The organism is Mesorhizobium cantuariense, from assembly GCF_042647205.1.
Lineage (GTDB): Bacteria > Pseudomonadota > Alphaproteobacteria > Rhizobiales > Rhizobiaceae > Mesorhizobium > Mesorhizobium cantuariense.
The window spans coordinates 594660-607741 of the sequence record NZ_JBHRVD010000001.1; the positions used below are offsets into that span (position 1 = coordinate 594660).

The following is a 13082-nucleotide window of genomic DNA, read 5'->3' on the forward strand; positions in this document are numbered from 1 at the left end:
CACCGTGCGTTGCAGCATTCATCCCAAGATAAGGCTTTGCATGCGCGTGGCGAAGTAGAGGACCTAGAGAATCGTAGTGTTGAAGATCGCCGCGTGGCCGACATAGTAAGCGAAGAGCGTTGCTGTCAACGCAGCACATAATCCGACCGGAGCGAGCCAGGCCGCGGGAGTGTCGGTCTCCTTAGGTCGCTGATCGGAAAGGATCGCGACGAAGACGACGATGATGGCCGAGTGCCCGATCACATCCAGCTTGCCGAATTCGAAGCACGCGCTGATGAACATCTCAATCAACACGGCCGCCGCAACGCGCCGGACCAGCGGCGTCCAACCCAGGGCAAAGGCGAGCGTGAACTCGACCATGCCCGCGGCCCGCATGTAGAACTCGTTGTTGAAGCCAAGGGTGATACCGGGGTGCTCGATCAGGAGCGGGAAGCTCCATTCGGGATAGGCCCACTTCTCGACCGACGCCCACATCAAGGTGACGGCGGTCGCATAGCGCACGACGTCGAGCGGCTGAACGCCGAATAAGTTCTTTTGCAACCCGGTGAGAGCGAGATAGGCCGCAAGCCCCAGAAAGATCGGATAGTCAGCCAGATGAAACGCGCCGTAATCGCGCACGGCTAGCCCGAACAGGACGACGATCCCCGCGGCGGATAGGGGTGTGGTGCGGCGTGACAGCAGACCGGCCGCGATGGCGAGCTGCAAAGGCCCCACCAATGCGGACGTCGTTTTCAATTCAGGGGTTAAGAGGATGCCTCCGACCGCCCAGAGCGAGATGAAGAAAAACCCACAGATCGCGCGGATCATCGTCTCGGTATGCAGCAGCAAGCCCTCCGTGAAGCGGTTGAGCGAGCGGGTTATCATCTCGCCTAGAGACGTCCGCTCCACCACGCAGCCGGAAAAGATACAGAGCAAGGCAACGCCCAGGAGGAGCTCGAAATCCTGACAAAGGACGTTTTCGAGGCCGCGCGGCTGGCCGGCAACGTCATAGGCAGAGAACCATTTGACGTGGGCGCTGGCAGCCCGGGTCCCGAGGATACAGAAGGAAAATCCCGCAATGGACTTAGCAAACAGGAACATTCCCCGAGAGGCGGAAAGGGGATCCCGCCCAAAAAATCTGAACATTTCGAAAGAATCCCCGTTTTGGAAGGCACAGCTTTAACGATTCACCTTTAGGATGAATTTTAAGGTCATGGACGTCCTCTGCACCCGCCGGTTGTCGGGTGGTTATCCGGCCTCGGGCTGAGCAGAAGGCCCCTATGAGGACTTTGAGGCCGCACTCGAAATGGCACCTGCCGCGCTTGCGGTATATGCCAAAGCGGCCGTAACTTCCCCGTTTTGCGAGAGCCGATGCCTGGCCAACCTAAGCCCGTTTTCGGTTTCATTCTTGCACCTGAATCCGAGAGCGTTTGACAGGCAACTTCTACAGTACGGTCGAGCCTCTTCGTTACTTGTATGCACTCCCGGCGTGTCATGGACAGTTCTCGACAAGGGCGGTTTCAATCCCGGTGCAGTTGACCTCCCTTTCAGGCCGGCCTTGGCGGAGCACCCACGGCAGGCGCCGCTTCCATCGCTCACCTCGCCGCAGAAGAACATCTGTCTGCCACCGCTTCTTCTTGCGAGTTCGTCTGTCTTCAGTCGGTGCGTTCGATGCCTCCAGAATCTTCGCTTCCCCAAACGTCGGCGGCATAGGAGCGATACGTCGGGCGTGGTCACCTCCTTGGCGTCGGATGCTTCATCAATGGCGGCCATGGGCCGAGAGCGAACATCTTCACAAGGAAAAATCGGCGCTTCAGCGATCGCTTCCGCCTCCGCGATATCATTCGTGATAGCGGCCAGGTCGATGCCGGCCCAGATTGATTGTGGCCGCTTCACGAGCTCACGCTTCTGTTTGATCTCGACGACAAAGGGTCGCTGCTTCCTCATAGTGCTCTCGGGGACTCGGGAGAGTTGCGAATGTCGTCTAGGCCGATAGCTCGCTTTCGTCCACCCGCCCCACGTATTCTCCAACGGTTTTCGAAGATCTTGATGTCTTCGACGCCAAGACGCCAGCGGCTCACCGCCGACCTCCCGGCCGGCACTCTCGATCTCCTGTCCTTGTGTCAGTGCGATCGCTACTACGATCACCTTCAGCACATAATCGACGCCGCCGCCCACCGACCAGCAGGCGACGATTTCGGGAAGATCGCGGATGACGCGCTCGAAGCGGTCGAAGTCGGCCTGGCGGTGGCTGGCTAAAGTCACCTCCATCAGCACGGTCGCCACCGGCGCGATCGTGCGCATGGCGATCGCGCCGTGATAGCCGGACACGATGCCGGCCCTCTCCAGCTTGCGCAGCCGCATCCAGCACGGCGTCGGCGACAATCCGACCTTGTCGGCCAGCGCCAGCTTGGTAATGCGCCCGTCGCGCTGGATGGCGTCGAGGATTTTGAGATCGATCGAATCGAGTTTCGCTGCAGTCATCACCGTCACTTTTTTCTCACTACCATGTTCGTGTCGTGAGGGCAGTCTGGATGCCGCAAGTTTGTCGTTTGAGAGGAGTGATCAAAATGCCGATCTATATTCGGTGCTTTAGGCCCGCTTCAAGCTCGAGGTTATAAACAAAATTGGCGCCCAGAGATTGGCCAACACCGGCTTGTGGGTTGATGGATAGAGAATGCTTGATTGAAGGTGCACGTCCGACTGGCCGGGGACACTAAGATCAGACGCTTTGGGCGAGTTTCCTCAGGCGGCCGGCTGCAAGGCGGCCCTGAGCAGCATGCCGAACAGATCGCGCGGCTCGTCGGGATCGGCGAGCAGGTCGAGCTCTTCATAAAGGCCGGTCGCCTTGAGCTGATCGCGGACGTAGCGCAGCGCAGAGAAATCCTCGGTGGCGAAGCCGACGGAATCGAACAGCGTGATCTGCTCCGGCGTCTTGCGGCCTTGCGCCTGGCCGGTCATCACCTGCCACAGCTCGGTCACCGTATGGTCGGCATCGAGCTGCTGGATCTCGCCTTCGATGCGGGTCTGTGGGGGAAACTCGACGAAGATATCCGATCGCAACAGGATGTCGCGATGCAGTTCGGTCTTGCCGAGGCAGTCGCCGCCGACGGCGTTGATGTGGACGCCCGAGCCGACCATGTTGTCGGTCAGGATGGTGGCGCATTGCTTGTCGGCCGTCACCGTGGTGATGATGTCGACGCCTTCCACCGCATCCTGCCCGGTCGTGCAAATGGTGATGTCAAAGCCCTTGCCGAACAGGTTGCGGGCGCATTTTTCCGAAGCCGAGCGGTCAATGTCGTAGAGCCGCAGCCGGTCGATGCCGATGAGCGCCTTGAAGGCGATGGCCTGGAACTCGGACTGGGCGCCGTTGCCGATGATGGCCATGGCGCGTGACCCCTTGGGCGCCAGGTATTTGGCCGCAAGCGCGGAGGTGGCTGCGGTGCGCAGTGCCGTCAGGATGGTCATTTCACTGAGCAGCATCGGATAGCCCGAGCCGACATCGGCCAGCACGCCGAAGGCGGTGACCGTCTGGCGGCCCTCGCGCATGTTCTTGGGATGGCCGTTGACATATTTGAAGCCGTAGAGCCGGCCATCGCTGGTCGGCATCAGCTCGATGACGCCGTCATGGCTATGCGAGGCGATGCGCGGTGTCTTGTCGAACAGCTCCCAGCGGCGGAAGTCTTCTTCGATGTAGCCGGCAAGCTCGGTGAGAAACCGTTCGATCCCGATGGCGAGCACCAGCTTCATCATGCGGTCGACGCTGATGAAGGGGACGATGGCAAGGCGAGAAGGCTGGGTCATGGTCAGATGCTTCCGGAATGACTGCGGGTCGGGTGGTCCATGATGCGACGGCCCATCAGGCTGGCGGTGAGGTCGACCATCGGGTCGCGGTGCGGCCGCGCTCGTCCAGGAACGGGTTCAGCTCGACGAGGTCAAGGCTGGATACCAGGCTGCTGTCGGACACTATCTGCGGCCTCCGGGCGAATTTCCGGAACGGGAATCACTTTGCATGCACCATTTCCCCGATTGATGACCTCGTCACCGGCAATGGTGCGGGTGCGTCCGCAGCGAAGGTTCCGTGCCCGCTCCGTCGGCGTTCTACGACTTCCGAGCGAGCCTCACGTGGAGCCAGTCCATAATTCTCGCGATATGCCTTTGAAAAGTGCGAGGCCGAGATGAAACCACAGGCCATCGCGATCTCGACGATTGGAAGTTGCGAGTTCAAGATCAACAAGTGCGCGCGCTCAAGTCTCATCTCGAGATAGTATCGCGCAGGCGAACGTCCTATTTGTTGCGAAAAGATGCGTTCAACTTGGCGCCGAGACAAGCGGCTGGAGGCAGCGATGTCTTCGAGCGCGACTGGCTCGTCGAGATGCCTCTCCATCTGCTCGATGATCTTCAACAGGCCGTCATGGTGAATGGCCGCGCCTGCATGCAGAGGTAGTCTCTGACGATCTCCAGGTTGACGGACCGTCATAGCGACCGCCTTCTCGCACACTCGGTTGGCTGTAGGGGATTCATAATCTTCTCTGACGAACTGCACGAACATGTCGAAAGCAGCATCTCCGCCAGAGCAGGAGTACGTGTCTCCGTCGATCTCATAAGCAGCTTGAACAGCAGCGATACGTGGAAATTGTTCAACGAACGAAGGGAACTGTTCCCAGTGTACTGCACATCTTCGTCCATCCGCCAGACCGGTCTGGGCGATGCTGAAGATCCCGCTCGCGATTCCGACCAGACACAGTTTCCTAGCCCGGCATTCTCGCAACCAACCATGCAGGGCCCGATTTGTGGCAAGTGGGTGGCTCCCCCCGCAAATTACGGCGACTGAAGGGGACCAGCCCGTTTTGCCAAGGAGGCCGCGTTCCTCCTTGAGCGACGTATCAACGGAGATCGTAGGTCCACAACTCGATCTCACAGGGAGTCCGTCGTCAGATACAACTCGCCAAGCGTAAATCTCCGATTCGAGCACTTCGTTGGCAAGCCGTAATACCAACGGTCAATTTGATTGACCGACGTGAGCCCATTCGCGCATTCCGATTGATGTGATGGTGTTTGGTCGTTCGATGAGCTCGCGCCAGGCCCCGCACGCGGCGTCGATGATGGCGTCGTAGCCTTCGAAGACGCGATTTGAGAGCCAGTTCTGGCGCAGATACTGCCAGACGTTCTCGACGGGGTTCAGCTCCGGCGCGCGGGGCGGCAGGAAGATTAGCGTGATGTTCTTGGGCACTTTCAGTTTGGCGGTGGTGTGCCAGCCGGCGCGGTCGAGCAGCAGAACGGCATGAGCGCGCCTGGCAACATGGCGGCTGATCTCGTCGAGATGAAGTTGCATGGCCTCCGTGTCGGCGAAGGGCAGCGCCAGCCCGGCTGCTATGCCACGCGCCGGGCAGATGGCGCCGAACAGATAGGCGCTCTTGTAGCGCTGGTCGGCCGGCTGACGGGGCCGCGTGCCGCGCCTGGCCCATTGCCGCACGATGCCATTCTTCTGGCCGATGCGGGCTTCGTCCTGGAACCAGATCTCGACCGGCTTGCCTTTGGGCAGGTCGGCCAGATGGGCGCTCAGCGTGCGCGGGAAGTTTTTTTATACGCCTCGACGATCTCGCCGTCCTGGCCCGGATGAAGTGGCCGGGCGCTGATATGGGAGAAGCCGAGCTGCTTCAAAAGCGTTCCGACGTAGCGCTCGTGATAGTCGACGCCGAAGCGTTCCTTGATGAGCCTCTGGAGATCAATGCGCCGCCAGCGCACGACGCCGTCGACGGCCCGGTCCGGCCCGGTCTCGACGATCCGTGCCAGTTCCGCCTTCTGCGACACCGACAGGCGCGGCTCCGGCCCGCCGTTCCAGGCGTCCTCGAGGCCGTCTGGACCAGCGTCGTTGAAACGGTGAACCCAATCCCGCAGGGTCTGCCGGTCCATGCCGCCGACCCGGGCCGCATCCTCACGGCTCATCCCGTCGAGAACCGCTGCCAACGACAGCAGCCGACGGCTCTGCTTGCTATCCTTCGAACTCTTGGCCAGCCGCCGCAACTCGGCTGCCGAATAGTCCGTCCGCATCTTGATCGCTGATCCCATGGCGCGAATCCTCCTCGCCCCAATGGAATCACGGTTCCGCTCACTCCGGTATCCCAAGAGAGTCAGCCGTCAGATCCTTTAGTATAAGGCCTCGACTGCAGAAGAAAAGGCCTGCATCGAAAATCCAGGCTCCAGATAGAGACTGAACAGACGTTCTGCTCCCTTCATCTTCAGCATCTCTACGCCTCTCACGAAGTGCCTTCTTGTTATCAGTACACTTTTGAATAAGCGGCACAGCGCTCTTTGACGGTGCGATTGCTCAGATGCGCGATTTCGGCACGCTTGTGCGTAGTATAAATCGAAGCAAAGCCGTCCGGAAACCAACGCGTTACAATATCGTTCTGCTCAAAACGCAGCAAAGCCTCTTCCAGGGATTGTGGTAGCCGCTTGTAACCGCGATCAGACAGCTGGGCCTCAGACAGCACGGATAAGTTCTCCTGAGTTACCTGAGGTGTGGGGAGACCGTCTTCGATGCCCTGGGCACCTGCATGGAGAACCGATGCCAAGGCCAGATATGGCGAGGCCGCGGCATCGGCCGCACGGTACTCAAAGTTATATTGCCTGGCGATCTTCTCGGGATCTGCGGAGGTAGTGGGACAGATTCGGACTGAAGCCTCGCGATCGCGGAAGCCAAGATTGTTATATGCCGCGCTCCAGCGGTTTGGCGTCAATCGCAGATAGGAAATGTCAGACGGCGCGGTTAGCGCAACGATGGAGTCGAGATATTTGAGTACGCCGGCGATGAATGACCCGGTAAGTTTGGACATGCCGAACGGGTCGTTCTCGTCGTACGTTGCCGGGGAGCCATTCCCATCCAGGAAGCTCATATGGATGTGAACGCCGTTACCGACGCTGGTGGGGTCTAAAATTGGTGCGAACGTCACCTGCTCACCGCAGCGTTGCGCCGCCATGCGGGTCAACTCCCGAAGAATTACCGCTTGGTCGGCAGAGCGATGACCCTGAGCGGGGCCATTGGTAACCTCGTACTGGTTTGGACCAAATTCCTTCATGAAGGTATCGGGCGTCAGGCCTGCCTGAGCGAGAGCCGACATTAAAGCCTCTCCGAGCTGCCGCCGCCGAGTAAACCCGCGCAAGCTGTAGGCGTCGGGAAGAACCTCGCCGGCGTTGAGCATCTGGAATTCATGCTCGAAGGCGCTCACAAGCTCGATACCGCCGCAAGATCGGAGCCGCTCAAGTGCCGCTTTGAGAATCGAGCGAGTACAACAATCCCATGGGCGGCCGTCGAGATCGGTGATATCCCCCAACATGAAATGCTCAACCAGGCCGCCGTCTGCGAAGTCGACCTCAACGCGCGCTTCAGGATCAGGGATCAGAAGCAGATCCCCGAGCGAGCCAAAGGGGCTTGGAGCGATCGCGTCGAAGCAGGTAATCATTACATTCGTCGGCGTCCAGCCGATTCCACGCTTAAGGCGCTTATCCAGTTCCAACACTGGAAATGCTTTACCACGTGTTCTCCCGGCGATATCGGACGTAGCTGCGAAGACAAGCGGGTTCGAAATCATCGGTGTCCTTCAAAACGTTGGGCTCAGCAGAACAAGATCGTGAGGTTCAAATTAGTCAGTTTCATAACGTACGCCAGTGCTCCGCGGCCATAGGCAACCCCACCACCGCGATAGCCTGTCTCGAAACGACCATGTTGCCTTCAGTGCACAAAGCCTCAATGAAATTTTTTTGTCAATCACAAATATTGAGTTGACATTGAAAATGAAATCTCGTCCTGTTTGCAACGAACGATGGGAGCACGCGGCGGGGCTTCCTGAGAGAGTTGGTCCCCAGGGACATTTGCAATCTCAATGCATTGGTGGCTCAGGCGTCGGCAAGCCCGTCGATCTCTCGAAGGACAGAGAATGGCATGAAGCAGGGTTATGATACGCTACGCTTGCTGGGGCAGGGCGATCCGGACCCGTTTGAGGTCATGAATCCCGACGGGTCAAGTCCTGTGCTCCTGGTGTGTGAACATGCGGGGCAGGCGATCCCCGCGGCGCTCGGAAATCTGGGCATTTCTCTTGAGGTGCTTGACGATCATGTCGGCTGGGATATCGGGGCAGCCGAAGTGGCACGGCTTTTGGCGCGGCGGCTAGATGCTGTTGCTGTCTTTCAGCCGTATAGCCGCCTGGTCATAGATTGCAACCGGCCGCCGGAGGCATTCGATGCTATTCCTGCAACAAGCGATGGGATCAGAATACCCGGCAATCAGGAAGTCGACATTGCCGATCGCGCGGCTCGCGTGGCCGAGATCTTCGAGCCTTTTCACACAGAGATCAGTCGACGTCTAGAGGAGGGTCGACACACAGTGGCGATATCGGTTCACAGTTTCACTCCTCGCATGAACAACGTGTGGCGCCCGTGGGATATCGGTTTCCTATTCCGTCGTGACACGGACACGTCAGCGCGCCTGAGAGACTCTGTTACACGCAGGTATCCGCGTTTACGCGTGGGAATGAATGAACCCTATCAGGTCAATGACTCGAGCGATTGGTTTGTGCCCCGGCATTGCGAGACACGTGGCTTGAACAACAGCCTGATTGAGATCCGAAATGATCATCTGCGGACGGCTGAAGGTCAGAGGCTTTGGGCCGATATCGTCGCATCATCGATCGAAGACTATTTGAATGGGAACTGAAATGAGTCTTACTCGCAATGTGCCCTTGGTGCCGGAGCAATCGGCCTTGCTTTTTGTCGATGTCCAAAATTTCAGCGCTCACCGTGACGGAGCCGAATTTTCAGGGCTGCCGAAAGCAGATTTTGCAGCGAAGTATGGCTGGTATTTCAGCGAGCTTGAGGCTCGGGTCATTCCGAACATGCAATCTTTGCAAGCCGCCTTCAGGAAGTCTCGTATTGAAGTAATGTACACAACGATCGAAAGCTTGACAGCTGATGGTCGGGACAGATCTCTCGACTACAAGATCACTGGGTTCCATGTCCCTAAGGGGTCATGGGACGGTAAGGTAATCGACCAGATAGCTGTGCAGGGTGATGAGATAGTTCTACCCAAGACGTCATCGTCCGTCTTCATTTCCACAAATATCGATTACATCTTGCGGAATCTCGGTGTTAAACAGCTCGTACTCGCAGGGTTGGTTACCGACCAGTGTGTAGAAGGCGCAATCAGGGATGCCTGTGACCTTGGCTATCTCGTCACACAGGTTACAGATGCATGCCTGACTTATACCCGGGAACGCCATGATAGCTCGCTACGGGCGATTAAGGGGTATTGCCGTCAGGTCACGACCCGTGAGCTCATTGCCGAAATACAAGGCCTGGAACACGCCCCTAAGCCGCTAACGCCCAGTGCTGGTTAGAGCAGCACCTCTTTCTCGTGGCGGAGCGCTGGAGCTTGCTAGCTAGGTCTCACTCCCCCATACTGAAAACAGCAGTGCTTAAGGGTTCGCGGGGTAGCCGGCTTTGGAGAGATTATGACCGATAGCACAATTCCGGGCGAAACCGTAAGGGAGCAGATAAGGAGAGCAGCAGATTCTTTAACCGCCACGGAGCGGCGCTTATCTGCGCTAATTCTGTCGAATTATCCGTTTGCCGGACTTGAGCCAATCCAGGTAATTGCGACCTCCTCAAACGTCTCTGCTCCCTCTATCTCACGCTTCGTGAGTAAACTCGGCTACCAGGGTCTGCAGGAATTCCAACAACAACTTATAAAGGAACTGAAGCAAGGGCAAAAGTCTCCGCTCGATTTGCGGACAACAACAAGCGGTATAACGGACGAGTTTTTCGAGAATTTTATCCAAAAATCAACCGAGTTGCTAAAGGCATCCGCCGGGGCGATCACTGCCGCCCAGTTTGAAAGAGTAGGGGCACTAATTTCCGACCCACGATCTGATATATTTACCTTGGGTGGTCGGATCAGCGATCTAGTTGCGCAGTATTTGTCTAGGCACTTGAAACAAATCCGCGCTGGTGTTCATCAGGTATCGTCCGAGGATGACTGGTGGCCAGAGTATATAATGCGAATGCGGCAAAGGGATGTATTAGTCCTCGTCGATTTTCGAAGGTACCAACGTTCCCTTGAAGAGTTCGCCGAAAGAGTGTCAAAGCACTGCGGGCTGAAGATCATCCTGATAACGGATCGATGGATGTCTCCAATCTCCAAATATGCATCAGAAGTGATAGCGCTGCACATTGAGAACGAGACTGCATTTGACAGCAACGTTGCCGCGTTCGCGTTGATCGAGGCGCTCATAACCCGGGTCGCCGAGGCGAACTGGCCCCAGGCAAGCCAGCGGATAAAAAAATGGGACTCGTTGAGGACTTCGGTCTCGCATCAGAGAGAGCCAGTGAGGGAGTCATAACTAAAGAAAAGCTAAGGCTAATGGAAGGGAAGATGCTCTTCGGGCCGGCTATTGGAGTTTTTGACGAGAACTCCCGTTGCTCTGATTTTTGTGCGCGTGGGCCTCGTTAAGTGTCACATTGCTCTCGTGACGGATTTGTTCGAGTTCCTCAATCCGGCGGCGTGTCCGCTCGCCGGTGGCTGCAAAAATCTGAGCGACGACGGCTTCGATCTGCGCCACCGCCGGTGCCATCGTGTCATAGGGCGAACTGACTTCGATCGGGCACGAAAGGGTAACTTCGGCGAAATCGGAAATCGGCGATAGCCATGGATCGGTGAACAGGAGGATGCGAACGTGACGGGCGGCGGCTTGTTCGGCAAAAGCGACCACGTCGCGTTGGTAGCGGCGGTAGTCAAAGACGATCAGAACGTCTCTCTTTCCTAAATCGACCAACAGATCCAGTTGCTGAGCGGATAGTGTCTCGATGTAGGCGACGTTGGCTCGAAACTGCGATAAGTAGCTTGCCAACATTCCCGCGACGTGCCGACTGTAGCGTCCTCCGAGCAGGACCACCTTACCTTTGGAGTCCATGACAAGTCGGGCTGCGCGCTCATATGTAGCCAGCGGAGTGGTCGTCAACGCCTTGTCGAGGCTCCCGGCAACCGAATGCATGTAGGCTATAGCCGCGCCTTGTTCGCCGTCGGTGGCCAACTCTGGCCGCTTCGCTCCCATCATAAGCAGTGGCGAATGCAATCGCGCTTCGATGTCGGCGAGCAACCGCTGCTGGAAGTCGGGAAAACCTTCAAAGCCGAGCTTGATGGCCAGGCGAACCACAGTGGGGTCACTGACCCCAGCACGCTTCGCCAAGCTCGTTGCGGTGCCTAGCCCGGCCGTCGGATAATCGGTGAGTAACACCTGAACAATGCGCTCCTCCGACGGGGTGAGCGATAAGCCGCCTTGAAGCAGCATGTCTCGAAACTGCATCAATCAGTTCCCCTTGAACTCGTGAAGAGGAAATTACAAATCCTCGTGACCTGCGTCAACATGTCAATTTCTTAATCGCATCGAGCGACTCAAAAAGGCAAGCGCTCTGCAGAAATAGGTTTGTCCGCTCCACAGCTTTCAGCCCAAGGGCGAATGGCATGATCACAGAATAAGGGAAACCTACGAGGGCGCGTCGACCGAAGACCCTTGTCGAATGACTCGAACTCGACCTTGCGATGGACCTGTCCGACGAAGGCTGTTGATGCCGTTGCGATGGTGGCCGCTCTTGTTTGGTGTGAGCGTGAGACTGTCATCCGAGACAGACCTATGACGGTATCCTTGTTTTACCGCCAAGGAGGTCTCGCCGGGCAAGGGCGCCGCTGGGGCCGGCCAGCATCGCTGCTTTGCCCGGCCCCACGCTCGGAAGACTGCGAGATGTCTAACTGAGCTAGATCAAACTTTGAGCATCTCGCGGGGATTTACCCTGACGCGCTCGCCTTTGGGATCGAAGAATCGGTAGCTGGCGGTGACTTTCACCTTTTTGGGACCGCCGTTGGATTGAACCTCCAACTCCGTACCTGGCTCGGCGAATTCGCTATTGACCCATGCTCGTCCAATATTGCGTTCGAGCAGTGGGCTGACCCAGCCGATCGTCGTTTCACCTGCGTTCTTCTTGGGACCACAGGTCAGCTTTAAACCTCCCGCTATCTGAGGTTCCGTTGTGTCGGCCTCTATTCCTACGAGTTTGGTGCGGAGGCCTGCTTGCTTGCGGCGCAGCATCTCATCTCTGCCATGGAAAAAGCCCTTGTCAAAAGCTACGGACCATCCAAGGCCATATTCAAGAGGGGAACCTCCCGCATAAAAGTCGGCTCCGAACAGAAAGCCTTTATCAACCGCGATTGGGAAGGCGGCCATCAGTCCGGCCGGGCCGCCACCGTACTTCGCGCAATACTCAGTGAACTTTTCCCACATGCCGTGAGCATATTCAGGCCCGAAATGGACCTCGTAACCGAGTTCACCTGAAAAGCCCACTCGTGCAATCGTGGTTGGAACGCCATGGAAATCAACATGCACTAATCGGTTGTGCTCAAGATCTGCAATGTCCACGGCTTGTTGAAGTACATTGATCGACTTTGGGCCCTGTATGGAAAGGAACGTGTTAGACAATTCAGTGACCCAGACCTTTCGACCATCTGCCTTTTCCATAATCCACTTGCGCGAGGCGTCGCGAGTAATTCCACCGTGGATCATAAACTGATCTTCGCTAATCCAAAAAACGATAACGTCGTCGATTAGACTAGCCTTGTCGTCAAGGATACTTGAGTAAATAGTGCCGCCAGGGGTGATCTTTCCCAAGTCGTTTACGATAAGTTCCTGTATGAATTGAAACGATTCCGGTCCGCACACCCCAAAACAACTCTGGAAATCATACTCGGCAAAGCCGACATTGGAGCGGACCATCATGTATTCATCGTTTGAAGAAGTTATGTGCGAAGCGACTTTCCAGCCTCCAAAGTCAATCATGGGGGCGCCAAGCTTCTCGTATATTGAATGATATGCCGTTCTTTTTTCCATGTTATCCTCCAAATTTAACAAATGGCTATCTTTGTCGGCCGATCCGCGACATTGGCGCCGTTCTCAGAACGGCAACCCCACTTAGTCTCCGATGCTTGATAGGCTGCCAGCATGTCCTCGATCCCGGCGTCCATCCTGCATGCAACGAACATGCTATCTCACAAAGCA

General features: G+C 57.0%; 10 protein-coding genes and 2 pseudogenes. 3 read left to right on the forward strand and 9 right to left on the reverse strand.

Translation table 11 applies throughout. The features are described 5' to 3' along the window. Nucleotides 1-63: 63 nt before the first annotated feature. The 7 genes and pseudogenes from ACFOJ9_RS02775 to ACFOJ9_RS02805 form a co-directional block, all read right to left on the reverse strand. Entirely contained in the window at nt 64-1080 is a 1017-nt protein-coding gene (locus ACFOJ9_RS02775; protein WP_378987540.1) for a hypothetical protein, read from the reverse strand. 981 nt (nt 1081-2061) lie between these two features. Further along, nucleotides 2062-2463, reverse strand: a pseudogene (locus ACFOJ9_RS02780) (Lrp/AsnC family transcriptional regulator); the annotation flags it as partial. Between the two features lie 261 nt (nt 2464-2724). Continuing rightward, nucleotides 2725-3783 (reverse strand): ornithine cyclodeaminase, encoded by a 1059-nt coding sequence (locus ACFOJ9_RS02785; protein ID WP_378976900.1) that lies wholly within the window; start codon nt 3781-3783, stop codon nt 2725-2727. A 2-nt stretch (nt 3784-3785) separates the two neighbouring features. After that, nucleotides 3786-3940: pseudogene (locus tag ACFOJ9_RS02790) on the reverse strand (arginase); the annotation flags it as partial. 42 nt (nt 3941-3982) lie between these two features. Continuing rightward, nucleotides 3983-4954, reverse strand: a complete 972-nt coding sequence (locus tag ACFOJ9_RS02795) for a GlxA family transcriptional regulator (RefSeq protein ID WP_378987543.1) — start codon at nt 4952-4954, stop codon at nt 3983-3985. A 27-nt stretch (nt 4955-4981) separates the two neighbouring features. Further along, nucleotides 4982-6051, reverse strand: a protein-coding gene (locus ACFOJ9_RS02800) for an IS630 family transposase (RefSeq protein ID WP_095088284.1) whose coding sequence is annotated in 2 segments (ribosomal slippage) — nt 4982-5565 and nt 5565-6051 — 1071 coding nt in all. Because the reading frame shifts where the segments join, the coding sequence is not laid out codon by codon here. Between the two features lie 209 nt (nt 6052-6260). After that, nucleotides 6261-7574, reverse strand: coding sequence for a glutamine synthetase family protein (locus tag ACFOJ9_RS02805; RefSeq protein ID WP_378976902.1), 1314 nt, complete (start codon nt 7572-7574; stop codon nt 6261-6263). A 350-nt stretch (nt 7575-7924) separates the two neighbouring features. Here ACFOJ9_RS02805 and ACFOJ9_RS02810 point away from each other — a divergent pair, with 350 nt between their 5' ends. From ACFOJ9_RS02810 to ACFOJ9_RS02820, 3 genes are all read left to right on the forward strand, one after another. Further along, nucleotides 7925-8695 (forward strand): N-formylglutamate amidohydrolase, encoded by a 771-nt coding sequence (locus ACFOJ9_RS02810; protein ID WP_378976904.1) that lies wholly within the window; start codon nt 7925-7927, stop codon nt 8693-8695. Continuing rightward, nucleotides 8685-9374 carry an isochorismatase family cysteine hydrolase gene (locus tag ACFOJ9_RS02815; protein ID WP_245331289.1) on the forward strand — a complete coding sequence of 230 codons (690 nt, stop codon included), beginning with the start codon at nt 8685-8687 and terminating at the stop codon, nt 9372-9374. Before ACFOJ9_RS02810 ends, ACFOJ9_RS02815 begins: the two co-directional genes overlap by 11 nt. 114 nt (nt 9375-9488) lie before the next feature. Beyond that, nucleotides 9489-10376: a MurR/RpiR family transcriptional regulator gene (locus tag ACFOJ9_RS02820; protein ID WP_378924185.1), complete on the forward strand. Its 888-nt coding sequence runs from the start codon at nt 9489-9491 to the stop codon at nt 10374-10376. Between the two features lie 48 nt (nt 10377-10424). Here ACFOJ9_RS02820 and ACFOJ9_RS02825 read toward each other — a convergent pair whose 3' ends face one another. Then, nucleotides 10425-11339 carry a MurR/RpiR family transcriptional regulator gene (locus ACFOJ9_RS02825; protein WP_378924187.1) on the reverse strand — a complete coding sequence of 305 codons (915 nt, stop codon included), beginning with the start codon at nt 11337-11339 and terminating at the stop codon, nt 10425-10427. A gap of 453 nt (nt 11340-11792) precedes the next feature. After that, on the reverse strand, nt 11793-12914 hold the full coding sequence (locus ACFOJ9_RS02830) for an aminomethyltransferase family protein (RefSeq protein WP_378976908.1): 1122 nt from the start codon (nt 12912-12914) through the stop codon (nt 11793-11795). Nucleotides 12915-13082 lie beyond the last annotated feature (168 nt).

Coding starts and splice junctions, on each gene's coding strand:
- ACFOJ9_RS02830 (WP_378976908.1), bottom strand. CDS start 12,914: ATGGAAAAAAGAACGGCATATCATTCAATATACGAGAAGCTTGGCGCC.
- ACFOJ9_RS02785 (WP_378976900.1), bottom strand. CDS start 3,783: ATGACCCAGCCTTCTCGCCTTGCCATCGTCCCCTTCATCAGCGTCGAC.
- ACFOJ9_RS02815 (WP_245331289.1), top strand. CDS start 8,685: ATGGGAACTGAAATGAGTCTTACTCGCAATGTGCCCTTGGTGCCGGAG.
- ACFOJ9_RS02820 (WP_378924185.1), top strand. CDS start 9,489: ATGACCGATAGCACAATTCCGGGCGAAACCGTAAGGGAGCAGATAAGG.
- ACFOJ9_RS02775 (WP_378987540.1), bottom strand. CDS start 1,080: ATGTTCCTGTTTGCTAAGTCCATTGCGGGATTTTCCTTCTGTATCCTC.
- ACFOJ9_RS02825 (WP_378924187.1), bottom strand. CDS start 11,339: ATGCAGTTTCGAGACATGCTGCTTCAAGGCGGCTTATCGCTCACCCCG.
- ACFOJ9_RS02805 (WP_378976902.1), bottom strand. CDS start 7,574: ATGATTTCGAACCCGCTTGTCTTCGCAGCTACGTCCGATATCGCCGGG.
- ACFOJ9_RS02810 (WP_378976904.1), top strand. CDS start 7,925: ATGAAGCAGGGTTATGATACGCTACGCTTGCTGGGGCAGGGCGATCCG.